19 protein-coding genes are annotated in these 24,255 nt (G+C 72.8%); 13 read left to right on the forward strand and 6 right to left on the reverse strand.

Translation table 11 applies throughout. The features are described 5' to 3' along the window. Nucleotides 1-160 precede the first annotated feature (160 nt). Both ACFVYL_RS35115 and ACFVYL_RS35120 read right to left on the reverse strand, forming a co-directional pair. On the reverse strand, nt 161-1,495 hold the full coding sequence (locus ACFVYL_RS35115) for an LCP family protein (protein WP_389723424.1): 1,335 nt from the start codon (nt 1,493-1,495) through the stop codon (nt 161-163). A 134-nt stretch (nt 1,496-1,629) separates the two neighbouring features. Beyond that, a complete protein-coding gene (locus ACFVYL_RS35120; protein ID WP_389723427.1) occupies nt 1,630-2,382 on the reverse strand; it encodes a TIGR03089 family protein in 753 nt (250 codons plus the stop codon). A gap of 137 nt (nt 2,383-2,519) precedes the next feature. Between ACFVYL_RS35120 and ACFVYL_RS35125 the strand changes: the two genes are divergently transcribed. From ACFVYL_RS35125 to ACFVYL_RS35135, 3 genes are all read left to right on the forward strand, one after another. Then, entirely contained in the window at nt 2,520-3,878 is a 1,359-nt protein-coding gene (locus ACFVYL_RS35125) for a peptidoglycan recognition protein (RefSeq protein ID WP_389723429.1), read from the forward strand. A 113-nt stretch (nt 3,879-3,991) separates the two neighbouring features. Beyond that, nucleotides 3,992-5,074, forward strand: a complete 1,083-nt coding sequence (locus ACFVYL_RS35130; RefSeq protein WP_389723431.1) for a sugar phosphate nucleotidyltransferase — start codon at nt 3,992-3,994, stop codon at nt 5,072-5,074. A gap of 85 nt (nt 5,075-5,159) precedes the next feature. Further along, complete coding sequence (locus ACFVYL_RS35135; RefSeq protein WP_389723433.1) at nt 5,160-6,167, forward strand: DNA-3-methyladenine glycosylase family protein; 1,008 nt, start codon at nt 5,160-5,162, stop codon at nt 6,165-6,167. A gap of 317 nt (nt 6,168-6,484) precedes the next feature. On the opposite strand, the gene ACFVYL_RS35140 is transcribed toward ACFVYL_RS35135, so the two are convergent. From ACFVYL_RS35140 to ACFVYL_RS35150, 3 genes are read right to left on the reverse strand one after another with little or no spacing between them, the layout of a single operon-like run. Continuing rightward, on the reverse strand, nt 6,485-7,789 hold the full coding sequence (locus tag ACFVYL_RS35140) for a coenzyme F420-0:L-glutamate ligase (protein WP_389723435.1): 1,305 nt from the start codon (nt 7,787-7,789) through the stop codon (nt 6,485-6,487). Continuing rightward, nucleotides 7,786-8,742 (reverse strand): 2-phospho-L-lactate transferase, encoded by a 957-nt coding sequence (gene cofD, locus ACFVYL_RS35145; protein WP_389723437.1) that lies wholly within the window; start codon nt 8,740-8,742, stop codon nt 7,786-7,788. Before cofD ends, ACFVYL_RS35140 begins: the two co-directional genes overlap by 4 nt. A gap of 34 nt (nt 8,743-8,776) precedes the next feature. Beyond that, nucleotides 8,777-9,331 (reverse strand): cysteine dioxygenase, encoded by a 555-nt coding sequence (locus tag ACFVYL_RS35150; protein WP_389723439.1) that lies wholly within the window; start codon nt 9,329-9,331, stop codon nt 8,777-8,779. A gap of 643 nt (nt 9,332-9,974) precedes the next feature. On the opposite strand from ACFVYL_RS35150, the gene ACFVYL_RS35155 reads away from it, so the two are divergent. The 3 genes from ACFVYL_RS35155 to ACFVYL_RS35165 all read left to right on the forward strand — a co-directional run bounded on the left by ACFVYL_RS35155 (nt 9,975) and on the right by ACFVYL_RS35165 (nt 15,722). Beyond that, nucleotides 9,975-10,238, forward strand: coding sequence for a WhiB family transcriptional regulator (locus tag ACFVYL_RS35155; protein ID WP_016642094.1), 264 nt, complete (start codon nt 9,975-9,977; stop codon nt 10,236-10,238). 280 nt (nt 10,239-10,518) lie between these two features. After that, the gene (locus ACFVYL_RS35160) at nt 10,519-14,235 is read left to right on the forward strand and encodes a glycosyltransferase (protein WP_389723441.1); all 3,717 of its coding nucleotides are present in this window, start codon (nt 10,519-10,521) and stop codon (nt 14,233-14,235) included. Further along, a complete protein-coding gene (locus ACFVYL_RS35165) occupies nt 14,232-15,722 on the forward strand; it encodes a DUF5719 family protein (RefSeq protein WP_389723443.1) in 1,491 nt (496 codons plus the stop codon). The genes ACFVYL_RS35160 and ACFVYL_RS35165 overlap by 4 nt, the downstream gene beginning before the upstream one ends. A 60-nt stretch (nt 15,723-15,782) precedes the next feature. On the opposite strand, the gene ACFVYL_RS35170 is transcribed toward ACFVYL_RS35165, so the two are convergent. Next, on the reverse strand, nt 15,783-16,235 hold the full coding sequence (locus ACFVYL_RS35170; RefSeq protein WP_389723446.1) for a metallopeptidase family protein: 453 nt from the start codon (nt 16,233-16,235) through the stop codon (nt 15,783-15,785). A 262-nt stretch (nt 16,236-16,497) separates the two neighbouring features. Here ACFVYL_RS35170 and ACFVYL_RS35175 point away from each other — a divergent pair, with 262 nt between their 5' ends. From ACFVYL_RS35175 to ACFVYL_RS35205, 7 genes are all read left to right on the forward strand, one after another. Further along, entirely contained in the window at nt 16,498-16,923 is a 426-nt protein-coding gene (locus ACFVYL_RS35175; RefSeq protein ID WP_389723449.1) for a DUF3499 domain-containing protein, read from the forward strand. A gap of 150 nt (nt 16,924-17,073) precedes the next feature. Next, entirely contained in the window at nt 17,074-18,690 is a 1,617-nt protein-coding gene (locus tag ACFVYL_RS35180) for an L-lactate permease (RefSeq protein WP_389723452.1), read from the forward strand. A 146-nt stretch (nt 18,691-18,836) separates the two neighbouring features. After that, a complete protein-coding gene (locus ACFVYL_RS35185) occupies nt 18,837-20,201 on the forward strand; it encodes a phosphomannomutase/phosphoglucomutase (protein ID WP_389723454.1) in 1,365 nt (454 codons plus the stop codon). A 245-nt stretch (nt 20,202-20,446) separates the two neighbouring features. After that, nucleotides 20,447-20,623 (forward strand): Trm112 family protein, encoded by a 177-nt coding sequence (locus ACFVYL_RS35190; protein ID WP_389723457.1) that lies wholly within the window; start codon nt 20,447-20,449, stop codon nt 20,621-20,623. 53 nt (nt 20,624-20,676) lie between these two features. After that, nucleotides 20,677-21,876, forward strand: coding sequence for an SIS domain-containing protein (locus ACFVYL_RS35195; RefSeq protein ID WP_389723460.1), 1,200 nt, complete (start codon nt 20,677-20,679; stop codon nt 21,874-21,876). A 121-nt stretch (nt 21,877-21,997) separates the two neighbouring features. Further along, nucleotides 21,998-23,173: a mannose-6-phosphate isomerase, class I gene (manA, locus tag ACFVYL_RS35200; RefSeq protein ID WP_389723463.1), complete on the forward strand. Its 1,176-nt coding sequence runs from the start codon at nt 21,998-22,000 to the stop codon at nt 23,171-23,173. Between the two features lie 111 nt (nt 23,174-23,284). Continuing rightward, complete coding sequence (locus ACFVYL_RS35205; RefSeq protein WP_389723466.1) at nt 23,285-24,244, forward strand: cation diffusion facilitator family transporter; 960 nt, start codon at nt 23,285-23,287, stop codon at nt 24,242-24,244. The last annotated feature ends 11 nt before the right edge of the window (nt 24,245-24,255 follow it).

The raw sequence follows: 24,255 nt of genomic DNA on the forward strand, positions 1-24,255 counted from the left end.
TCGGTCCAGCGGTGCGCGGCCGACAGGCCCTGCGCACCGGATCGCTCACACTATCCGCCCAGTTCAGCGTCGGACGACGCCGGTGACAAATTCCACTCCCCTACAACTGGGCAATCCGCCCTATTTCTTTGTGGGACACACCGTTCCCTTGGGCATCGTTTTACTCGCAGGTGGATCCCGCGGCGGTGTTGCCCCGGAATGTGGGCGCGGGGGATGGCGTCGGAGAAGGGTCGTCCGGCTTCTCGTCGCTCCACTCGCCGGAGTCGTCGTACTCCTCGCCCGAGTCGTCGTACTGCTTCTCGTACTGCTTCTCGGGCTGCTGCTCGGACTGCTTCTCGGCGGAGAGGTCCGCCGGCTGCTCGGAGCGGCGCGGGTCCACCGCGACCGGGCTGTCCGTCCGCAGCAGGTCGAAGAGGCGGTCCGCCGCGGGCTCGACGAGCTCGTCGCGGTTGGCGTCGTACGTGTACGACTGCCGGGGAACGGTCAGGAACTGCACCCCTTCTGTAGGGATATCGCGCATGCCGCGCACCAGTTCGTACAGACCCCGCAGACTTGCGAGTCCGGGATCGGTCGTGAGCGAGGAAGTCGCCGCGTCGAGAACGGGATAGAGCTTCGCCGGATTCAGCAGGACGTCATTGCTCTGCACCTTGTTGACGAGCGCGCCGAGGAACTCCTGCTGGCGGTCCATCCGGTCGGTGTCGCTGCCGTCGCCGAGGCTCTTGCGGGCGCGCACAAAACCCAGCGCCTGCTCGCCGTTGAGGCTCCGCATGCCCGGGGCGAGCTTCACCTGGGCGTCGCCGTCGTCGATCGGCGTCTTGATGCAGACCTGCACGCCGTCGACCGCGTCGACCATGTCCTTGAACCCGGCGAAGTCCACGACCATGTGGTGGTCGACCCGAATGCGCGTGAGCGTCTCCACCGTACGGATCGTGCAGGCCGTCCCGCCGAACTCGAACGCCCAGTTGAACTGGGCGAACCGGGGCTCGGTCCGCGAGCCGTCCGGCCTGCGGCAGCCGGGGATCTGCACCATCAGGTCGCGCGGGATCGACACGGCCGTCGCGCTCTGCCGGTCGGCCGCCAGGTGCAGCAGGATCGTGGTGTCCGAGCGCTGGGTGCCCGGGTCCTTGCCGTACTTGCGGTTGCCCGGCCCCGCACGCGTGTCGGAGCCGAGGAGCAGGATGTTCTGGGCGCCGCGCACCAGCGCCGTCGGGCGTTCCTTCTCGTAGCGCGCCAGCTCGTCGGCGGCGTCCGTGTCCGTGGTGATGTTCCCGTTGAGCTTCTGGTACGCCGCCCACCCCACGCCGCCCACACCGAGCACCAGGACGGCGGCGCCGAGCGCGGTCCAGCGCAGCCAGCGGTGCTTGCGGCGGGCGACGCCCACGCCGGTGGGGCTCGCACCCGTGCCGGGTCCGTACGTGGCCTTCGGCTCAGGCGAGGTGCCTTCCGGGGGCGGGGGCCCGTCCGGTCCGGAAGGCGTGCCTGCGGTCTCGGTCACGTGTGCGCCCACCCCTCATGGCTGCGTCGGTGCGTTCGTCCGTACCTACGACCATGGACCGCGCGGGCGCCGGGGGCCTCCGGGCCAGGGGCCGGTGTGCGCCGAACGGGGGAAGCGCACCCGTGACCGGTGGTTCAGCGCGCGGTGAGAGTCACCCGTTCGTCGGACACCCGCTTCCGCAGGCCCTCATCGGCCAGCCGGTCGAGATGGCGGCAGAGCACTACGGAGCCGCCCGCGGCCAGCGCCGCGTACAGACCGGTGCTCAGCCCCTCCCAGGTGTCGTACGAAAGGCCGGACAGGATCCGCGAGCCGGGCGTCACGCCGAGCCGCGCGGCGTCCTCGCGCGCCCGCTCCACGAGTCCGGCACCGGTCAGTTCCTCGCCGCCCACGGCCAGGGCGGGCCCGTCGGGGTCCACGGGCACGAAGGGGGCGAACCGGTCGCCCTGGCTCGGCACCTCCACCGCGTAGTCGGCGAAGCCGCTCGGCGCCTGGGGGAAGCGCCCGCCGAGCGGCCGCAGCGCGAGCGCCACCCGCTCCCCGGAGCAGCCGCGCGCGGCCTCCAGGGAGTCCGGTCCGCTGACGACGAGATCGGCCGACGCGGCATCGCCGCCCACGTCGGCGACGACGCCCACCGACGAACACGCGAGCAGCCACACGGCCGTCTGCCAGTGCGCGGGCAGCAGCAGGACGGCCCGGTCGCCGGGCTCGGCGGCGAGATCTCCCTGGAGCAGATTGGCGGTCTTGGCCACCCAATTGGCGAAGGTGGCCACGGACAATTCCACGCGCTCGCCGGTGGCGTCGTCGTAGAAGGTGAGCAGGGGGCGGCCCGGGTCCGAGGCGAGCGCGGATCGCAGCAGGTCGGCAGGGGTGCGGTCGTTGGCGTTCACGGGCGCAAGGGTACGCGGGGGCCGGCCGCCGTCTCCGGCACGGCGGGGGAGCGCGGACGACCGGACGCCCATTTGAGGCCGACGGCCCGTCAGTTACCGATGGACAGATATGTACCTATGTGCCAACTATCAGCTGTATGCGTGGATTCCTTGCTTCCTCGATCGGCGTCACGTGCGCGGCCGCTCTGGCCCTGCCCCTCACCCTGTCGCCGTCCGGTGCCCGGGCCGCGGCGCCCGACGTACCGTCGGCCGCCGGACCCGCCACCGAGGCGGTCCCCGGCAGCACCCAGTCCCTTCCGCTCGTCCCCCTCGCCTCCGACCGCTCACTCGGCCCGGCCGGGGCGAGCGAACAGGGCCTGAAACAGCGAGATGTACGCCCCTTCTCCCTGGTGGGCGTCGTCTGGAACGACCCCGAAGCCGACCTGCGCGGCACGGTCCAGGTCCGCACCCGCGCGACCGGCGCCGCCACCTGGTCGGGCTGGCAACAAGTCGAGACGCACAACCACGAACACGCCCCCGATACCGACGACCCCGACCGCGCCGCCGGTACCGTCCGCGGCTCCACCGCGCCGCTGTGGGTCGGCGCCTCGGACGGCGTCGAGGTCCGGGTCAGGCCGGAGCGGGCCGCGGACCGGGCGGCCGTCCCCTCGCTCCCCGAAGGCCTGCGCCTCGAACTGGTCAACCCCGGCGACGAGGCCCCGCCCAACGGCGCCCAGACCGACGTGGGGCGCGCCCCCGCGCTGACCGCCGAGTCCGCCGCCGCCTCCGCGGTCAACGCCGAGCTCGCACCGATCGGCGCCGCCGTCATCCCCGAACTGACGAAGCGGCAGACGGAGAACGACCTGATCGCCGCCCGCGGCGGTGCCGAGGCCGTCGGCAAGGTGCGGCCGCACATCGGCCCGCGCCCGCGCATCATCACGCGCAGGGGCTGGGGCGCGAACGAGAAGCTCCGGGAGAGGAACTTCGCGTACACGAAGACCGTGAAGGCCGCCTTCCTGCACCACAGCGCGTCCGGCAACAACTACCGCTGCTCACAGGCCGGATCGGTGCTGCGCAGCATCTACCGCTACCACGTCAAGAGCAGTGGCTGGCGTGACGTCGGCTACAACTTCGCGGTCGACAAGTGCGGAAACATCTACGAAGGACGTGCCGGAGGTGTGGCCAAGCCGGTCCTCGGGGCCCACACTCGCGGATTCAACGCGAACACCACGGGCATCGCCGTCATCGGTTCGTACGGCACCGCCAAACCGCCGAAGGCCGCCCTGAAGGCCGTCGCCCGGCTGACCGCGTGGAAGCTCGGCCTGTACGGCGCCAACCCGCGCGGTACTACCTACCTGAAGTCCGGCGGTGGCAATCTCTACAAGAAGGGCAGGAACGTCCGGCTCCACGTGATCTCGGGGCACCGGGACGGGTTCGCCACCTCGTGCCCCGGAAGCCGTCTGTACAAGAAGCTCGGCAAGGCCAGGACCAGCTCGGCCCGCCTCCAGGGCCGCTGAGGTCCGACGCACCGCACGGACCGCACGATCTGCACGACCTGCACATCCGTCTGCATACACTGGCCGGCCGAAACTCAAGTTCGGCCGGCCCCAGCAGGAAGCAGAGACGACAGGTGACAGAAGCGATCCTCCTGGTCGGCGGCAAGGGAACCCGGCTGCGGCCCCTCACGGTCCACACCCCCAAACCGATGGTCCCGGCGGCGGGCGTCCCGTTCCTCACCCACCAGCTCGCGCGGGCCCGCGCCGCGGGCGTGGACCACATCGTCCTCGCCACCTCCTACCTCGCCGAGGTCTTCGAGCCGTACTTCGGCGACGGCTCGGCGCTCGGCCTGCACATCGAGTACGTCACCGAGACCGAGCCCCTCGGCACAGGCGGCGCCATCCGGAACGTGGCCTCGCGGCTGCGCTCGGGCCCCGACGAACCCGTCCTGATCTTCAACGGCGACATCCTCACGGGTCTGGACATCCGCGCCCTCGTCGCCACCCACGAGGAGTCCGGCGCCGACGTCTCCCTGCACCTCACCAAGGTCGACGACCCCCGCGCCTACGGCCTGGTCCCCACCGACCCGGCCGGCCGGGTCACGGCCTTCCTGGAGAAGCCGCAGACCCCCGAGGAGATCGTCACCGACCAGATCAACGCGGGCGCGTACGTCTTCCGCCGCTCGGTCATCGACACGATCCCGGCGGGCCGCCCGGTGTCGGTCGAACGCGAGACGTTCCCCGGCCTGCTGGCCTCCGGCGCCCACCTCCAGGGCATGGTCGACTCGACGTACTGGCTGGACCTGGGCACGCCCCAGGCGTTCGTACGGGGCTCGGCCGACCTCGTCCTCGGCCGTGCCCCCTCGCCCGCCGTCCCCGGCCGCTGCGGCGACCGCCTCGTCCTGCCGACCGCCACCGTCGCCCCCGACGCGAAGCTCACCGGCGGCACCGTCGTCGGCGAGAACGCGCGCGTCGGCGAAGGCGCGCGCATCTCCGGCAGCACGATCCTGTCCGGCGCGGTCATCGAACAGGGCACGGTCATCACGGACTCCCTGATCGGCGCGGGCGCGCGGATCGGCGCCCGCTCGGCGCTCTCGGGAGCGGTGATCGGCGACGGCGCGTCGGTCGGCGCCGACAACGAACTGCGGGAGGGCGTACGGGTCTGGTGCGAGGCCACGCTGCCGGCCGGGGCGGTCCGGTTCTCCTCGGACCAGTAGCGGCAGCAGCGGCGGTGGTGGCCGGGCCTCGGCCGCCTGGCGGTATCGGCCACGGCGGGGGCCGCGGTCCCCTACCCTCATACAGATGTCCTCCCGTTTCGCCCCGCGCCCCACCCGCACCACCGTGCGCGGTGGCGAAACGGCCGTCCCCGCGAGCGTCCCCGCGGCCGTCCCCCGCCGGACCACGGCGGCCCGGACCCGCACCTGGCAGCCGCCCTTCCCCCTGGACCTCGGCCTGACGCTCGGCCCGCTGCGGCGCGGCCCGGCCGACCCCGCCTTCCGCGCGACCCCCGACGGCTCGGTCTGGCGCACGAGCCGCACACCGGAGGGCCCCGGCACGCTCCGGGTGGCCGTCCGCTCCGGGGCCGTCGATGCGGAGGCCTGGGGCCCCGGCGCGGAGTGGTTCCTCGACCGGCTTCCCACCCTCCTCGGCGCGTCGGACGACCCCGCCGCGTTCGCCCCGCGCCACCGGCTCGTCGCCGCGACGGCCCACCGCCGCCCCGGTCTTCGCCTGACCCGTACGGGTCTGGTCATGGAGTCCCTGATCCCGTCGATCCTGGAACAGAAGATCACGACGGACGAGGCGTACCGGGCGTGGCGCCTGCTGCTCCGCAAGTACGGGGAACCGGCGCCGGGGCCCACGCCTCACCTGTACGTGATGCCCGCGCCCCGCACCTGGGCCCTGATCCCCTCCTGGGAGTGGCACAGGGCGGGCGTCGACAACAAGCGGGCGTCCACGATCCTGCGGGCGGTCGCGCGGGCGGCCCGTCTGGAGGAGGCGGCGGCGATGCCCCCTCTCCAGGCCCAGGCCCGCCTCGAACTGATCCCGGGCATCGGGCCCTGGACCTCGGCGGAAACGGTCCAGCGCAGCCATGGCGCGCCGGACGCGGTGACGGTCGGCGACGTCCACCTCCCCGGCATCATCGGCCACGCCCTCGCGGACAACCGCGCAGCGGACGACCCGGAAATGCTCAGGCTCCTGGCCCCCTACGAGGGCCAGCGCCACCGGGCCACCCGCCTGATCCTCCTCAGCGGCCGAACGCCGTCCCGCAGAGAACCCAAGATGAGGAAGACGGACATCGCGGCGTGGTAACGCCCGGTTCCCCGCGCCCCTGAGGTGACCTCTGTTTCGTCGTTAGCCTCGGCTGAGTGGGGGTTGCTCGCGCAGTTCCCCGCGCCCCTGAAACGCCCCCGGAGCCCCCCTTAGGGGCGCGGGGAACTGCGCGCTCACCCACGACGAACCCGCACGAGACGATGCACCGGAGCACACCCAAGGGGCGCGGGGAACTGCGCAATCACCCACGACGAACCCGCACCAGACAACACACCGGGTCACACCCAAGGGGCGCGGGGAACTGCGCAATCCCCCACCAAGGCGCCCCCGCCAGACCACGCGCCCCCGCCAACCCCTCACCGCACCACAACAAAGCCCCCCACATCCCGCTCCCCCCGAGCCTTCGGCTCACCTGCCGCCTGCCCCACAGCCACCGCCCCCATCGGCTCCCAAGCCGCCGGCAGCCGAAGAACCTCCCGCACCACGTCCCGGCAGAACATCGTCGACGACACCCACGCGGACCCGAGCCGCTCCCCGGCCAACGCGACCAGGAAGTTCTGCACGCCCGCCCCCGCCGCGACGACGAACATCTCGCGCTCGGCGGCATCCCGCCGCTCATCCCCGTACGTGTGGGAGCCATCCATCACCATGCACGGCACCACCAGATAGGGCGCCCTGCGCAGCACGTCCCCGCGCCGCACCCGCTTGGCGATGGACTCCTCCGACTTTCCGTCCCGACGCAGATCGGCGATCCACGCGTCCCGCATGGCGTCGAGCAGTTCGGCCCGCGCGGCGGCGGATTCCAGGAGCACGAAGCGCCACGGCGTCGTGTGGTGCGGCGCGGGCGCGGTGACCGCCGCGGCCACGGCCCGCCGTACGGCCCCCGGGTCGACCTCGTCGTCGGTGAACTCACGGATGGTCCGCCGCTGGGCCACCGCCTCCCGTACCGCCTCGGACGTGCCGAGGCGGAACATGTCGTCCCGCGCCTCGCGCACCAGGGCCCGGGCCCCGGGGTCCGGCCCGTCGCCGCCCGTCACGTGCGCGAGCCCGCGGACCACCGCGACCGGCAGCCCCGCGGCCTTGCCCTTGACCAGGTCCCCGGCGGCGGCGAGTTCGTCGGCGGTGGCGACGACGGTCGCGGCGAGCGGGTTGCCGTGCGCGTCGACGCCGCCCCGCAGGTCGTCGAGGACCCGCACACCGGCGGCCCCGATGGCGACGTCGGTGAGTCCGGCCCGCCAGGGCCGTCCGAAGGTGTCGGTGACGATGACGCCGACCTCGACACCGAGCGCGTCCCGCAGCCCGTCGCGCACCGCGCGGGCCGACGCGTCGGGGTCGGCGGGCAGCAACAGCACGGTCCCCGCCGGGGTGTTCGACGCGTCGACGCCGGCCGCGGCCATCACGAGGCCCTGCCGGTTCTCGACGATGCGCAGGGTCCCGCGCCGCGCCACCACCCGTACGGTCTCGTCGTCGATGGCGGCCTCGCGGTCGTCCGCCGCGACGATCCGGCCCTCGGCCTTGCTGACGATCTTGGACGTGACCAGGACCACGTCGCCGTCGACGAGCCCCGGCTCGGCGGTCGCGATGAGCTTGGCGAGGTCGTCGCCCTCCCGTACCTCGGGGAGTCCGGGCACGGCCCACACGGTGTAGGACGGTGCGGTCACGCGCGTACCTCCGAAGCGAGCGCGAGGGCCTGCCGCGCCATCTCGGCGGCGGCGTCGGTGTCGGTCATCATCAGCGGCACGGCACGGCACCGGATCCCGGCGCTCTCCACCCGCTCCACCACGCCCGCGTCGACGGTGTCCACGAGCCAGCCGTCGAGCAGCCCGCTGCCGTAGTGCTCGGCGACGGCCGCGGCGCTGGTCTCGACGCCGACGGCGGCGAGCACCTTGTCGGCCATGCCCCGCACGGGGGAGTCGCCGACGATGGGGGAGAGCCCGACGACCGGCACGCCCGCGTCGGCGATGGCCTCGCGGATGCCCGGTACGGCGAGGATGGTCCCGACGCTCACCACCGGGTTGGACGGCGGGAAGAGCACGATGTCGGCCTCGGCGATGGCTTCGAGGACGCCGGGCGCGGGCTTGGCCTGCTCGGCGCCGACGGGCACCACGGCGTGCGCGTCCACGGAGGCGCGCAGGCGCACCCAGTACTCCTGGAAGTGCACGGCCTTCTGCTCGCCGTCGACCGTGATGGCGACATGCGTCTCGACGCGGTCGTCGGACATGGGGATGAGCCGCACGCCGGGCTGCCACCGCTCGCACAGCGCCTGCGTGACGGCGCTGAGCGGATATCCGGCGCCCAGCATCTGCGTCCGCACGATGTGCGTGGCGAAGTCCCGGTCGCCGAGTCCGAACCACTCGGGCCCGACGCCGTACGCCGCGAGCTCGCCCTTGACCTTGAACGTCTCGTCCGTACGCCCCCAGCCCTGCTCCTCGTTGATGCCGCCGCCCAGCGTGTACATCACGGTGTCGAGGTCGGGACAGACCTTCAGCCCGAACAGGTGAATGTCGTCACCGGTGTTGCCGATGACCGTGATGTCCGCGTCGGGCGCGGCCTTCTTGAGCCCGCGGAGGAAACGGGCGCCGCCGATGCCGCCGGCCAGAACCACAATGCGCATGGCCCCCAGCATGTCAGGCGGATACGACAGTGCGTCAGGCGGTTACGACATCCTCCGCGGTGCCCGGTGCGAGGGCCGCGGCGCAGCGGGCGGCGTGCATCGGCATCTCGGTCAGGCCGGGGTAGTAGATGTGCAGGCTGACGGCCGGTTCCAGGGAGTCGTTGACGACCTCGTGGACGTACCCCGGCGCGAAGACGCGCTGCGCGCCCGCGCCGAGCGCCCGTGTGCCCCGCTCGGTGTGCTCGGTCAGCTCGCCCTGGAGGAGGGTGAGGATGCCGCTTGAGCGCCCGTGGTCGTGCCGGCCGCTGCCCTGTCCGGGCACCCAGGAGAGCAGCCACACCTCGTAGCCGATAGGGGCCTCCCCTGCTCGAGCGGAGCCGAGAGCTTGGGGAACCATGCGCAGGCGGTGGTACCACCGGCTCGTGGCGTCGTACTGGACGAGGTGCGCCCACCGGGAGCGGTCGGCGGCGATGGTGCGGGCGAGGCCGACGAACTCGGCCACGGTGGCGGGGTGCTCGCGGGCGGGCTGCAGGAGGTGCGGGACTTCGAGAAGGTCGCCGGCGATCTGGAGGTCACTGTCGCTGTTCATCGTGCGGTGGTTCCTCAACGTAAGAGTGCTGGGGTGTCGCGAAGGAAGGTGGAGCGCAGAGAAAGACGCAGAAGGGTGGAGCGCAGAGAAGCGCTCGACAGCTGGATCTAATCAACAGCTGGAGCAGGAACAGCGACAGCGCGCGTGGGCAGCACCGATGGACCCGCTGGTGCGGGTCATCGAAAGAGCCATGTTCGCGAGCATGCCCACCAGGACACCGGTCATGCACCTTCTATGTCAACTCGGTGTCCACTATGCGGGATATGTTTCACCTCATCCGGTTGTTCTCTCAGGCGAAAGGTTTGTGCACCCGCCTCTCGGGACACATGGCGCAGCAACCGGCGCTCAAACGTCAACGTCCTCACTAGTGGAGACCTCAGTGGAGACCTCAGTGGAGACCTCACGAGGTCCCCCGGTGGCGAACGTTCTGCGGGGCGTCGGACGGACCATCGACGCTGTCATGGTTTATGCCGATTTGAACACTTTCCGCATACCCTTGGTTCCGCAGAGTGAATAAGGGGCCCAATAGCAGATCTCGGCTTGACTGGCCCGGATCGGCACACTTGTAATTTCACTCGTGTCGTTCAGTCGAAATCGGTAACGGCAGCACCACGGGGACGCACAAGACAGACGAGGGGCGCACATGACCGAGCTGGTTCAGGAACTGCTGGTCGAGGACGCGGACGAGGAACTCGGCTGGCAGGAGCGCGCGCTGTGCGCCCAGACCGACCCCGAGTCCTTCTTCCCCGAGAAGGGCGGCTCCACGCGCGAGGCCAAGAAGGTCTGCCTCGCCTGCGAAGTCCGCTCCGAATGCCTCGAGTACGCACTCGCCAACGACGAGAGATTCGGTATCTGGGGCGGCCTGTCGGAGCGCGAGCGGCGCCGGCTGAAGAAGGCCGCGGTCTGAGCGCAGGCGCTCTCGCCCGCGTACGAGCAGGCGTTACGCGAAGGCAGTACGAAGGAAGCACGTGAAGGAACCGGAGCTCCACGGCGCGTGCCGCCCGATCAATTCGGCACACACCTCCCCCGACCAATGCTCGACGAACGGCCCGTCACCCGTGGGTTATCCACAGGCGGCGGGCCGTTCTGGTGCCAGCCGTTAGTGTGGGGCCCCGTCCGAGACGCCCCAGCGCCCCCGCAGGGTGCAGGCGTCCACCGCAGTCCATCGAACCGGGGCCCGTACCTCGATGTCCGTGCACAGCCATTCGGCAGCCAGTCACCACGACGCTGCCGCTCCCGAGTTCCCGCGGCACGTCGTGACCGCCGTCCTCGTCTCCCACGACGGCGCCCGCTGGCTGCCCGACGCCCTGGCCGGGCTCCTCGGCCAGGAGCGCCCCGTGCAGAACGCGGTGGCCGCGGACACCGGCAGCGCGGACGACTCCGCCCGCCTGGTCACCGAGGCCCTCGGCGCCGACCGCGTGCTGCACCTCGCCCGCCGCGCCGGCTTCGGCACCGCCGTCGACGAGGCCGTCCGCACCGCCGAGGTGCTCACCCCCGAAGAACTCCCGTATCTGAAGCGCCCCAGCGGCTGGGACCCGGTCAGCCGGTCCTGGCGCGACGACGCGTACGACCTGCCGGACCTGCCGCACGGCGAGCCCGTCCAGTGGCTCTGGCTGCTGCACGACGACTGCGCGCCGGACCCCGACGCCCTCACCGAACTGCTCCGTGTCGTCGAGAACGAACACGAGCTCGGCAAGGACGTCGCCGTCGTGGGCCCCAAGCTCCGCGGCTGGTACGACCGCAGGCAGCTCCTCGAGGTCGGCGTCTCCATCGCCAACAGCGGACGCCGCTGGACCGGCCTGGACCGGCGCGAACAGGACCAGGGCCAGCACGACCACGTGCGGCCCGTGCTCTCCGTGTCCACCGCGGGCATGCTCATCCGCCGCGACGTCTACGAACAGCTCGGCGGCTTCGACCGCCACCTGCCACTGATGCGGGACGACGTCGACCTGTGCTGGCGCGCGCACACCGCGGGCCACCGCGTCCTCGTCGCCCCCGACGCCGTCGTCCGGCACGCCGAGGCCTCCTCGCGCGAGCGCCGCGCCGTCGACTGCGTCGGCCGTACGGCGACGTCGCCGCACCGCGTGGACAAGGCCGGCGCCACCTACGCCCTGCTCGTCAACGCCCGCGGCGCCGTGCTGCCCTGGGTCCTCTTCCGGATCGTCGTCGGCACCCTGCTGCGCACCGTCGCCTACCTCGTGGGCAAGGCGCCAGGACAGGCCGTCGACGAGATCACCGGCCTCCTCACGACCCTGCTGCGCCCCGGGCGGATCATCGCCGCCCGCAAGACGCGCGGGAAGTCCGCGCTCGACGCGGGCGAGCTGCGCGCGCTCTTCCCGCCGCCCGGCGCCACCGTGCGCGCCACCGTCGAACAGGCCGCGGGCGGCCTCATCGGCCGAGCCGACGCCGAGGCCCCCTCGGGGGCCGGACGGCACGGCACCGTCGAGTCCGGACCCGGCGGCGACGACGCCGACTTCCTGGAGATCGAGCAGTTCGCCCGCATCAAGCGCATCGCCCGCAAACCGGGACCGGTGCTCTTCGTAGTACTCCTCTTCGCGTCCCTCATCGCCTGCCGCGCCCTGCTCGGCACCGGCGCCCTCGCGGGCGGCGCGCTGCTGCCCGCCCCTGCCGACTCCGCCGGCCTCTGGGACCGCTACCTGGACGGCTGGCACCCCGTCGGCACCGGCGGCACCCAGGGCGCACCGCCCTACCTCGCGCTCGTCGCCGCCCTGTCCACGCTGCTCTTCGGCTCCACCGGGCTCGCGGTCACCGTCCTCCTCGTCGGCTCCGTGCCGCTGGCCGGCTTCGCCGCGTACTTCGTCTCCCGCCCGCTGGTCACCTCGCGCCTGCTGCGCGCGTGGGCGTCGGTCGCGTACGCCTTCCTGCCCGCCGCCACCGGCGCGCTCGCGGGCGGCCGCATCGGCACCGCGGTCCTCGCCGTCCTGCTGCCGCTCATCGCGCGCGCGGGCGTCGCGGCGAGCGGCCTGGCGGCCCCGCGGGGCACCCGCGGGACCTGGCGCGCCACCTGGGCGTACGCCCTGCTGCTCACCCTCGCCACCGCCTTCACCCCCATCGTCTGGCCGATCGCCCTGGTGCTCGGCCTCGCCCTCCTCGTGGTGCGCCGCGGTGACATCACCGCCTACGGCCTGCGCTTCCTCGCCGCACTCGGCACACCGCTGCTCGTCCTCGCGCCGTGGTCCCTGACGCTGCTGCCCTTCGGCTTCTTCCAGGAAGCGGGCCTGGAGTCCGGCTCCGGTTCCGCCTCCGCCCTCGACCTGCTCGGCGCCAGCCCCGGCGGCCCCGGCACCGTCCACGGCCTCCTGCTCGTCGGCATCCTCCTCGCCGCGCTCGGCGCCCTGCTGCGCAGCGAGCGGCAGCGGGCGGTGCGCACGGCGTGGGCGGCCGCCCTGGTCTCCCTGGTCTTCGCCGTCCTGTCGAACGGCTCGGCCTGGGCAGGCCCTGCCACCCTCGGATACGGCATCGCGCTCCTGGCCGCCGCCGCGCTCGGCGCCGACGGTGCCCGCGCGCGGGTGGCCGAGCAGAGCTTCGGCTGGCGCCAGCCGGTGGCCGCGCTCATCGCGTTCGCCGCGGCCGCGGGGCCGCTGCTCGTCGCCGTCGGATGGATGCTCGACGGCGCCGACGGCCCTCTGGAGCGGCGCGATCCCGTGCAGGTGCCCGCGTTCGTCGCGGAGGAGAGCGGCACGCAGGACCAGGCCCGCACCCTGGTCCTCGACAGCGAGGCGGCCGCCAAGGTCTCCTACACGCTGGTACGGGGCTCCGGCGGCCGGCTCGGCGACGCGGAACTCGCCGCGGCGGCCGCGGACGACGAGCGGCTCGACAAGATCGTCGCCCGTCTGGTCGCCGGTTCCGGCGCCGACCAGGCCGACCAGCTCGGCGGTTTCGCGGTGCGCTACGTCCTCGTACGCGAGGGCGCACCCCGCCAGATGACCCGCACCCTGGACGCCACCCCGGGCCTGACCCGGCTCAGCCAGGAGGACGGCAGCGCCCTGTGGCGCGTGGACCGGCAGGTGGCGCGCGCCGCCGTCGTCCCCAGGACCGGCGAGCCGGAGCCCGTCGCGGCAGGGCCCGTGGAGCTGCACACGAAGATCGACTCCGGTGAGGAGGGCCGGATCCTGCGGCTCGCCGACTCGGCCGACCCCGGCTGGACGGCGACCCTCGACGGCCACCCGCTGACCCGCACCACCGTGGACGGCTGGGCGCAGGGCTTCGAACTGCCCACCGCCGGCGGCCACCTGGACGTCACCTTCGAAGCCCCGCTGACCCACACGGCCTGGCTCTGGGCGCAGGGCGCGCTCGCCGTCGTCCTCGTGGTGCTCGCACTGCCGGGCCGCCGTCGTGACGTCGACGACGACCTCCCCGAGGAGCCCGTCGTCCCGGTCCAGGCGGTCGAGGGCGAGGGCCGCAGGGCGCGCAGGCTGAGGGCCCAGAGCGAGCAGGCCGCACAGGACGCGGGCCAGGACGTGGCCCCTCCTCCTTCGGAGGATGCCTTCGCCGCCGTGCCCCACCAGCAGTCGCAGTCCTACGAGGAGTGGGAGGCCCCCGCCCACGCGGGCGCCGAACACGGCACGTACGGGCAGCAGTACCAGGGCGGCCAGTATCCGGCCGGTTCGTACGAGCAGCAGCAGCCGTACCAGCAGGACGCCTACCAGGGCGGCCAGTACGACCCGTACGCGTCCTACGGAGGCGCGGGCGGTGTCTACGGAGGGGAGCAGTACGGGGGCGAGCAGTACGGAGGCGACCAGCAGTACGGGCAGTCCCATGACACCTCGTACGACGCCTCGTATGACACCTCGTACGACCAGCGGCAGCCTCCGATGCCGCCGCCGCCCCCGCAGCCGCCCCACGGCACCGACAGCGAGCGCCCCGACGGGAGCCAGCAGTGAACCGCACCACCCAGTCCCTGATCGCCGTGGTCGTCGCGCTCGGCGCCGTCACCGGCTTCGCCGCGTTCAGCGGCCCGGAGAGCACCGACCAGGGCGTGCAGGCGGCGGCGCGGCAGCCCGTCGAGCGCAGCAGCCTGCTCTGCCCGGTGCCCAGCGGCTCCGACCTCGCCGAGACCTCGTACACCGCGTTCACGCCCAAAGGCAGCGGTGGTGACGGGGCGGGCGGCAAGGCCGAACTGCTGCCCGTGACCAAGGCGCTGACGGACGCGCCCAAGGACGACGGCAAGAAGGCCAAGCCCTTCCTCACCCAGAAGGCGCCGGGGCAGCCGGTCGCGGGGGAGGAGTCCGGCGCCGAGGCGCCCGCGCTCATCGGCACGGCCGACGGCACGCTGGCCCCCGGCTGGACCGTGCAGCAGACCACGACGTACGCGGCGGGCAGCGGCCGCGGCATGCAGGGCGCCAACTGCACGGCGCCCGACACGGACTTCTGGTTCCCGGGCGCGAGCACCGCCAAGGGCCGCAGCGACTACATCCACCTGACGAACCCGGACGACTCCGCCGCCGTCGTCGACGTGGAGCTGTTCGGGCCCGAGGGCGAAGTCACCTCCCAGGTGGGCGATTCGATCCAGGTGCAGCCGCACTCCAGCGTCCCGGTGCTGCTGTCCACGCTCGCGGACAAGCAGTACGCGAACCTCACGATGCACGTGATCGTGCGCAGCGGCCGGGTCGCGGCCGCCGTCCAGTCCTCCGACGAGAAGCTGGGCGGCGACTGGCTGCCCGCCGCGGCCGACCCCGCGGACAGCCTCGTCCTGCCGGGCATCCCGAAGGACGCCACCTCGGTGCGCCTGGTCGCCTACGCGCCCGGTGCCGACGACGCTGACCTGAAGGTCCAACTCGCCTCCGCCACCGGCACGATCACTCCTGCCGGGCACGAGAACCTGCACGTCAAGGCCGGTATGACGGCCGCCGTCGACCTCGGCGACGTCACGAAGGGCGAGGCCGGTTCGCTGCTCCTGAGGCCGACCGACACGTCGGTGCCCGTGGTGGCGGCGCTGCGTGTCACGCGCGGCAAGGGCGGCAAGCAGGAGACGGCGTTCATCCCGGCGACGGGGCCGGTGGGCACCCGCGCGACGGTCGCCGACAACCGCGCCAAGGGCTCCACGCTGTCGCTGGTCGCCCCGGGCAAGTCGGCGACGGTGAAGGTCACGGCGTCGGCCGGCACCGAGGGCGGCTCGCCCGCCTCGAAGACGTACACGGTCAGGGGCGGCACGACCCTCGCGGTCGACCACCCCCCGGTGCCCGCCGGGCTCAAGGGCTCCTACGCCCTCACGGTGGAGTCCGTGTCGGGCGGCGAGGTCCACGCGTCACGGATGCTGTCGGCTCCGGAGGAGGGCATCCCGATGTTCACCGTCCAGACGCTGCCGGACGACCGGGGGACGGTCGCGGTGCCGGAGGCCGAACGGGATCTGACGGTGCTGCAGAAGTGACGGCGAAGCAGTACTGAAGCGGTGCTGGTGGCGGCGGGCGGCGGGACAGCGGCGGGGGCGTCAGTCCTCGTCGCCGTAGCGCGGGTCGACCGACTCGGGGGAGAGCCCGAGCAGTTCGGCGACCTGCTCGACGACCACCTCGTGGACGAGCGCCGCGCGCTCCTCGCGCCCCTTGGTGCGGATCTCCACCGGGCGCCGGTAGATGATGACGCGGGCGGGCTGCCCCTCGGCCGCCGACAGCGTGCCGCCCAGCGGCACCACCTCGTCGGTCCACTCGCCGTCGGGGCGCCCAAGGGGCGGCACCTCAAGGACCAGGAACTCGATGTCCGCGAGCTGCGGCCAGCGCCGCTCCAGGCGCTCCACGGAGTCCTGCACGAGGTCGGTGAAGGCCTCGCCGCGGCTCGCGGAGAGCGGGACCTGGGGCGGCGCCACGGGCCCGCGCATGCCCCTGCCGTGGCGGTCGCGGCGGCGGGGCCTCGGGTCTGCGGAACGGGGCTGTACGGGGTCGTCCATCACTGACGAAGAGTAGTCCCCGAGATCGCCCTTTCCGTGTGGGGCGGGGCATGTCGCTTCCTGACCGTTCCGGCCAAGCTTGGACTCAATTCCGTATCTCTCCAGGACCGTCGATCGCGCGCCAAATGACGTGATCCGAGCCATGTGGTGACCGGATTCAACACCGTGCACCCCTGTGGTCACTGGTGTCTGTGCAGGTCAACGAGGTGCCTGTGGGCCAGGGTGGCACGAGGGGCACGGCACGACACGGTGGAGTGACCTCGTGGAGAGTCGTCGCGGCCCGCTCAAGAGTGCGGTACCGTCCAACGCTGTGAGCCCTGTACGTCGCTGTTCGCGCACCGCTTGCGGCCGTCCCGCCGTCGCGACGCTGACGTACGTCTACGCCGACTCGACCGCGGTCCTCGGCCCCCTCGCCACCTACGCCGAACCCCACTGCTACGACCTGTGCGCCCAGCACTCCGAGCGCCTCACCGCGCCCCGCGGCTGGGACGTCGTGCGGCTCGCCGACGCGTCGGGTCCGGCCCGCCCCTCCGGCGACGATCTCGAAGCGCTCGCCAACGCCGTGCGCGAGGCGGCCCGTCCGCAGGAGCGCACCGCCGAGGCCGGCGGGGGAGGCGCGCGCAGGGCGGACCCGATGGAGGTCGCACGACGCGGCCACCTCCGGGTGCTGCGCTCCCCGGACTCCTGAACCGCGCCGGATTCCTGAACCGCGCCGGGTTCCTTCAAAGCCGCTCCGTCCTGACGCTTCGCCCTTCACCGGATCTTCGCCGTCCGCATCGTTGACGTGCGTTCACCGAGGCCCTGACGATTTCGCCACCCCACAGCCGGGAGGCGCCCCGTGTTCGTCCAGCAACTGGAGCCCGTGGCCGACTCGCTCGGCCTGTCCGCACTTGTCGCGACCCTGCCCCTCCTGACCGTCCTCGTCCTCCTCGGCGCCGTCCGCATGAAGGCGCACCGAGCAGGGCTCATCGGCCTCGCCGTCGCTGTCCTCGTCGCCTGGCTCGCGTACGGCATGCCGCTCGGCCAGACCGCCTCCAGCGCCGCGCAGGGCGCCCTCTTCGGTCTCTTCCCCATTCTGTGGATCGTCGTCAACGCCCTGTGGATCTACCGCATGACGGTCCGTACCCGGCACTTCGACGTCCTGCGCCGCTCCTTCGGGCGGCTCTCCGACGACCCCCGCATCCAGGCGCTCGTCGTGGCCTTCTGCTTCGGGGCGCTCCTGGAGGCGCTCGCCGGGTTCGGGGCGCCCGTCGCGATCAGCGCGGTCATGCTCGTGGGCCTCGGCTTCGACCCGGTGCGCGCCGCCGTCGTCTCCCTCGTCGCCAACACCGCGCCGGTCGCCTTCGGAGCCATGGCCACCCCCGTCGTGACGCTGGCTCAGGTGACGGGCCTCCCGCTGGACACCGTCGCCACCGTCGTCGGCCGCCAGACGCCGCTGCTCGCCCTGGTCGTGCCGCTGCTCCTGGTGGCGCTCGTGGACGGGCGGCGCGGGCTCCGCGAGACCTGGGTGCCCGCGCTGGCCTGCGGAACCGCCTTCGCCGCCGCACAGTTCACGGCGTCCAACTACCTCTCCGCGCAGCTCGCCGACATCGGCGCCGCCCTCGCGGGTGCGGGCGCGCTGATGGCGGTGCCCCGTGCGCGCAGGCCCGCCGCCGAGCCCGTCCGCGCCGCGGTCCTCACCGGCGTCCGCAGCGAAGACCTCGACCACGACGACCCGCGCCCCGAAGTGCTGCGCGCCTACGCCCCGTACGCCCTGATCGTCGCCGTCTTCTCCGTCGCTCAGATCCCCGCCGTCAAGGACCTCCTCGCCGAGGCCACCCGCACCTTCGACTGGCCCTTCCTGAACGTCGGCGACCCCTCCGGAGACCCCGTCGGCGGCAACGTCTTCTCGCTGCCCCTCGTGTCGACCGGCGGGACGCTCGTGCTGCTCTCCGGAGTGGGCACCGCGGCGCTCATCGGGGTGCACGCGCGCGTGGCGGTACGCGAATGGGCCGCCACCGTCCACGAACTGCGCCACGCCATCCTCACCGTGACGTCCGTCCTCGCGCTCGCGTACGTCATGAACCTCTCCGGGCAGGCCGCCACGATCGGGCACTACGTAGCCGCCGCCGGCGCCGGACTCGCCTTCCTCTCGCCAGTGCTCGGCTGGTTCGGCGTCGCGGTGTCCGGCTCCGACACCTCCTCCAACGCCCTCTTCGGCGCCCTCCAGGTGACGGCGGCCCAGCAGTCCGGGCTCTCCCCGGAACTCCTCGCGGCCGCCAACAGCTCGGGCGGCGTCCTCGGCAAGATGATCTCCCCGCAGAACCTGACGATCGCGTGCGCCGCCGTCGGACTCGCTGGCAAGGAGGGCGACCTGCTGCGCAAGGTGCTGCCCTGGAGCCTCGGCCTGCTCCTCGTGATGTGCCTGATCGTGGTCGGACAGAGCACGTCGGTGCTCGGCTGGATGCTGCCGTGAGCCCGGGCCCGCGCGGCCGTGGCGGGGGTGTCGCCCGTGCCCGGCCTGTCACCGGTGCCAGCGGGTACTTTTGTGCTGACCACGGAGGGCTCTCGCAGGGCTCTCGGTACTCGCTGAACTCGCAGCACCTGCAGAGAGGGTTGGCCGTGACTGCTGATCTGTCCCAGATCGTGAAGGCGTACGATGTCCGCGGGGTGGTCCCTGACCAGTGGGACGAGTCGCTCGCCGAGCTCTTCGGGGCGGCGTTCGCGCAGGTCACGTCGGCGTCGGCCATCGTCGTCGGGCACGACATGCGCCCCTCGTCGCCGGGCCTCTCCCGGGCCTTCGGACGCGGCGCGGCCGCACGTGGCGTGGACGTCACCGAGATCGGGCTCTGCTCGACGGACCAGCTCTACTACGCCTCGGGGGCGCTGAACCTGCCTGGCGCCATGTTCACGGCGTCGCACAACCCCGCCCAGTACAACGGCATCAAGATGTGCCGCGCGGGCGCCGCCCCGGTCGGCCAGGACACCGGCCTCGCGGAGATCCGCGCCCTCGTCGAGGGCTGGCTGCGCACCGGCGCCCCCGAGCCCGCCGCGACCACCGGCACCCTGACCACGCACGAGACCCTCACCGAGTACGCCGCCCACCTGCGCGGCCTCGTGGACCTCACCGCCATCCGCCCGCTCAAGGTCGTGGTGGACGCGGGCAACGGCATGGGCGGCCACACCGTCCCCACCGTCTTCGACGGCCTGCCCCTGGAACTCGTGCCGATGTACTTCGAGCTGGACGGCACCTTCCCCAACCACGAGGCCAACCCCCTGGACCCGGCCAACATCGTGGACCTGCAGCGGCGGGTCCGCGAGGAGGGCGCCGACCTCGGCATCGCCTTCGACGGCGACGCGGACCGCTGCTTCGTCGTCGACGAGAACGGCGACCCGGTCTCCCCGTCCGCCATCACCGCCCTGGTCGCCTCCCGCGAGCTGGCCAAGCACGGCGGCAAGGGCACGGTCATCCACAACCTCATCACCTCCTGGTCGGTCCCGGAGGTCGTCAAGGAGAACGGCGGCACGCCCGTACGCACGCGCGTGGGCCACTCCTTCATCAAGGCGGAGATGGCCAGGACCGGCGCCATCTTCGGCGGCGAGCACTCCGCGCACTACTACTTCAAGGACTTCTGGAACGCGGACACGGGCATGCTCGCCGCGCTCCACGTCCTCGCGGCCCTGGGCGGCCAGGACGGCACCCTCTCCGGGCTCGTCGCCCAGTACGACCGCTACGCCGGGTCCGGCGAGATCAACTCCACGGTCGACGACCAGACCGCCCGCCTCGCCGCGATCAAAACGGCGTACGAGGGCCAGGACGGCGTCACCCTCGACGAGCTGGACGGCCTCACCGTGACCGCCGCCGACTGGTGGTTCAACGTCCGCGCCTCGAACACGGAGCCCCTCCTGCGCCTGAACGCGGAGGCCCGCGACGAGGCGACCATGGCCAAGGTGCGCGACGAGGCTTTGGCGATCATCCGCGGCTGACCCCGCCTGTCGGCCCCGGCCGACCCCTCGAACACCGCGAAGGGGGACCCCTCGAACACCGCGGAGGGGCCCGCCACCGGCCCCTCCGCACCCCCGCGCCCCGCCCCGCACAGAGGTAGGCTGACCAGGCCGCATCCTGCGCGGCAAAAGCCGCAGGGACATCGCGACGAGCGACAAGGACATCGCGGCAACGCCGTCGCACCAGCTCATGAACGCCATCACATCAGCTCGAAGGGACCCACCCCATGCCGCTCGAAGCCGGCCTCCTGGAGATCCTCGCCTGCCCGGCCTGCCACGCGCCCCTCAAGGAGACGGACACCGAGCTGATCTGCACGGCCGCCGCCAAGGAGTGCGGCCTCGCCTACCCGGTCCGCGACGGCATCCCCGTACTCCTGGTCGACGAGGCCCGCCGCCCCGCGTAACGGCCCGGCACCCCGCAGGAAACCGTGCACGGCGATCGGAGGCCCGACCCCCCATGCTCGACGAGTCGCTGCTAGACGCCCCAGAGGCGCTGGCCCGCGCCGACCGCCGCGGACTGCTGCGCGGCGCGGCGGAGGCGGGCGCCCGCGTCCGCACCGCCGTCCGGCACGCCGCGGAGGCGGGCCTTACGGAACTCAAGCCCGACGGACGGCCCCGCGCCGTCCTCATCGCGGGGCCGGGCACCGCGGCCACCTGCGTCGCCGACCTGCTCGACGGCCTCGCGGGCACCGGCTGCCCCGTCATCCGCCTCGCCCCCACCGGCGTGGCCCCCGCCGCCGGCGCCCTGCGCTGGGCGCTGCCCGGCTGGGTCGGCCCCGTCGACCTGCTGCTCATCGCCACCCCGGACGGCACCGAACCCGGCCTCTCGCTCCTCGCCGAACAGGCCTACCGCCGAGGCTGCACGGTCGTCGCGGTGGCCCCCGCACGCACCCCGCTGGCCGAGAGCGTGGACGGCAGCCACGGCCTCACCGTCCCCATGGCCTGCTCGCCCTACGGCGCGTACGAAGGCGCACACGACCGGACCGACCGCGACTCCGCCTCGTACGAGGCACGCCGCGTCGAGGACGAGGCCGCGCCCGGCGCCCCCGGCACCCTGTGGGCCCTCCTCGTCCCGCTGCTCGTGCTCCTGGACCGCACCGGACTGCTCGCCGCCCCCGTCGACACCCTGCAGAAGGTCGCCGACCGCCTCGACCACGTCGCGGAACGCTGCGGCCCGGCCGTCGCGACCTACAGCAACCCCGCCAAGACCCTCGCCGCCGAGCTGGCCGACGCCCTCCCGCTGATCTGGACCGAGGGCCGCTCCGCCGGGGTCGCGGGCCGCCGCTTCGCCGCCACCCTCGCCGAGCTCGCCGGACACGCCGCGCTCGCCGCCGAGCTGCCCGAGGCGCTGCCCGCGCACGGCGCCCTCCTCGCCGGCAATCCGGCGGGCGGCGACGACACCGACGACTTCTTCCGCGACCGCGTCGACGACCCGGCCGTCCTTCGCGCGCGCGTGGTGCTGCTCCGCGACTCCCCGGTGGACGCCGGAGGCCTCACCGCGGCCCCCGCCGCCCGCGAGCTCGCACACGGCCACGACGTCGCGATCAGCGAGCTGGAACCGGAGAGCGGCGACGAACTGGAAGCACTCGCCGAGCTGATCGCCGTCACGGATTTCGCCGCCGTTTACCTGGCGCTCGCCTCGGCGGACGGATCATGACCGCGACCGCCGCGGCAGGCGGCGCGCCCGGTTCAGCGTCCGCGGCCGCGCCGGTAGCGGCAGTTCCGCGTACGAAGCAGCAGCAGTAGCAGCAGTAGCCGCAGCAAGGGAGAGCTCCTCCGTGGACCGCCTCAGCAACACCGTCCGCCCCTACGCCTGGGGTTCCACCACCGCCATCGCGGAGCTCATCGGCGCAGAGCCGACCGGCGAGCCGCAGGCCGAGATGTGGATGGGCGCCCACCCGGGCGCACCCTCGCGCACCGGGCGCGGCGCGCTGAACGAGGTCATCGACGCGGACCCGGAGCGCGAACTCGGCACGGCCGCGACCGACAAGTTCGGCCCGCGGCTGCCCTTCCTGCTCAAGCTCCTCGCCGCCGGCGCCCCGCTCTCCCTCCAGGTCCACCCCGACCTCGCGCAGGCCAAGGAGGGGTACGCGGACGAGGAGCGCCGCGGCGTCCCGATCGACGCCCCGCACCGCAACTACAAGGACGCCAACCACAAGCCCGAACTGATCTGCGCCCTCACGCCGTTCGACGGACTCTGCGGCTTCCGCGCCCCCGCCGAGACCGCGGACCTCCTGGAGGCCCTGGACGTCGACTCCCTCAAGCCGTACGTCGACCTGCTGCGCGCCCAGCCCGAAGAGGCCGCCCTGCGCGAGGTCCTGACGGCCGTACTGACCGCCGACCCCGAGCAGATGGCCGAGACGGTCACCGAGGTCACCGCCGCCGCCCAGCGCCTCGGCGGCGCGTACGAGCCGTACGCGGGCATCGCCCACCACTACCCCGGCGACCCCGGCGTCATCGCGGCGATGCTCCTCAACCACGTCCGACTGCAGCCCGGCGAGGCCCTGTTCCTCGGCGCCGGCGTCCCGCACGCCTACCTCGACGGCCTCGGCGTCGAGATCATGGCCAACTCCGACAACGTCCTGCGCTGCGGCCTGACGCCGAAACACGTCGACGTCCCCGAACTCCTGCGCATCGTCCGCTTCGAGGCGACCGACCCCGGCGTGCTGCGTCCGGAGCCCGCCGCGGCAGCGGCTGATGTCACAGTCTCTGACGGCGAAGAGGTCTACGAGACCCCCATCGACGAGTTCCGCCTCTCCCGCTTCGTCCTGCCCGAGGGCGCCGCCCCGCACGACCTCACCGCCCCGACCCCGCAGATCCTGCTCTGCACGGCGGGCTCGGTCCGCGCGGGCGAACTGGCCCTGGCGCCCGGCCAGTCCGCATTCGTCCCGGCGGGAGAAAAGGCCGAAGTGTCCGGAACAGGCACGGTTTTCCGTGCCACGGTGGTGGCCTGACGCCCCAGCGCTCTCCCGTGCTGCAACAATGACCCACCGCAAAGGGCGGGCAAAGCACTGCCCGCAGGCGATGGCCGAGAACGTACGAAGGCGAAGGGACCCCGGGCACTCATGAGCGCGTCAGGCGGAACAAAGGCGATTGTCGCGGCACTCGGCGCGAACCTCGCGATCGCGGTGGCGAAGTTCGTCGCGTTCATCTTCAGCGGCTCGTCCTCGATGCTCGCCGAGAGCGTCCACTCGCTCGCCGACTCGGGCAACCAGGGACTGCTGCTCCTCGGCGGCAAGAAGGCCCAGCGCGAGGCGACCCCGCAACACCCCTTCGGCTACGGGCGCGAGCGCTACATCTACGCCTTCCTCGTCTCCATCGTCCTCTTCTCGGTCGGCGGCATGTTCGCGATCTACGAGGGCTACGAGAAGATCAAGCACCCGCACGAGCTGGAGCACTGGTACTGGCCCGTCGGGGTCCTGGTGTTCGCGATCATCGCGGAGGGCTTCTCCTTCCGTACCGCCATCAAGGAGTCCAACCAGACGCGCGGCAGCCTCAGCTGGACGCAGTTCGTCCGCCGCGCCAAGGCCCCCGAGCTGCCCGTCGTCCTCCTGGAGGACCTCGGCGCGCTCGTCGGCCTGGTCCTCGCCCTCGGCGGCGTCGGCCTCGCCCTGGCCACCGGCGACGGCGTCTGGGACGGCGTCGGCACCCTCTGCATCGGCGTCCTGCTCATCCTCATCGCGATCGTCCTCGCTGCGGAGACCAAGTCCCTGCTGCTCGGCGAGGCCGCGGGCACCGACGAGGTCAGGAAGATCGAGCAGGCCGTGGTCGACGGCGAGACGGTCACCAAGGTCATCCACATGCGCACGCTCCACCTCGGCCCCGAGGAACTGCTCGTCGCCGCCAAGGTCGCCGTCCAGCACGACGACACGGCCGCCGAGGTCGCCTCCGCGATCAACGCCGCCGAGGAGCGCATCCGCGCCGCCGTCCCGATCGCCCGCGTGATCTACCTCGAACCGGACATCTTCAGCGAGTCCGCGGCCGCCGCGGGCACCAACCCGGCCAAGGCGCCCGGCGGCCACTGAGCCGTTCCCGT

It is taken from the genome of Streptomyces sp. NPDC058308 (assembly GCF_042880275.1).
In the GTDB taxonomy this organism is placed as follows: domain Bacteria; phylum Actinomycetota; class Actinomycetes; order Streptomycetales; family Streptomycetaceae; genus Streptomyces.

Coding starts and splice junctions, on each gene's coding strand:
- ACFVYL_RS35195 (WP_389723460.1), top strand. CDS start 20,677: ATGCTCGACGAGTCGCTGCTAGACGCCCCAGAGGCGCTGGCCCGCGCC.
- ACFVYL_RS35150 (WP_389723439.1), bottom strand. CDS start 9,331: ATGAACAGCGACAGTGACCTCCAGATCGCCGGCGACCTTCTCGAAGTC.
- ACFVYL_RS35155 (WP_016642094.1), top strand. CDS start 9,975: ATGACCGAGCTGGTTCAGGAACTGCTGGTCGAGGACGCGGACGAGGAA.
- ACFVYL_RS35170 (WP_389723446.1), bottom strand. CDS start 16,235: ATGGACGACCCCGTACAGCCCCGTTCCGCAGACCCGAGGCCCCGCCGC.
- ACFVYL_RS35125 (WP_389723429.1), top strand. CDS start 2,520: ATGCGTGGATTCCTTGCTTCCTCGATCGGCGTCACGTGCGCGGCCGCT.
- ACFVYL_RS35205 (WP_389723466.1), top strand. CDS start 23,285: ATGAGCGCGTCAGGCGGAACAAAGGCGATTGTCGCGGCACTCGGCGCG.
- cofD (WP_389723437.1), bottom strand. CDS start 8,742: ATGCGCATTGTGGTTCTGGCCGGCGGCATCGGCGGCGCCCGTTTCCTC.
- ACFVYL_RS35190 (WP_389723457.1), top strand. CDS start 20,447: ATGCCGCTCGAAGCCGGCCTCCTGGAGATCCTCGCCTGCCCGGCCTGC.
- ACFVYL_RS35160 (WP_389723441.1), top strand. CDS start 10,519: ATGTCCGTGCACAGCCATTCGGCAGCCAGTCACCACGACGCTGCCGCT.
- ACFVYL_RS35135 (WP_389723433.1), top strand. CDS start 5,160: ATGTCCTCCCGTTTCGCCCCGCGCCCCACCCGCACCACCGTGCGCGGT.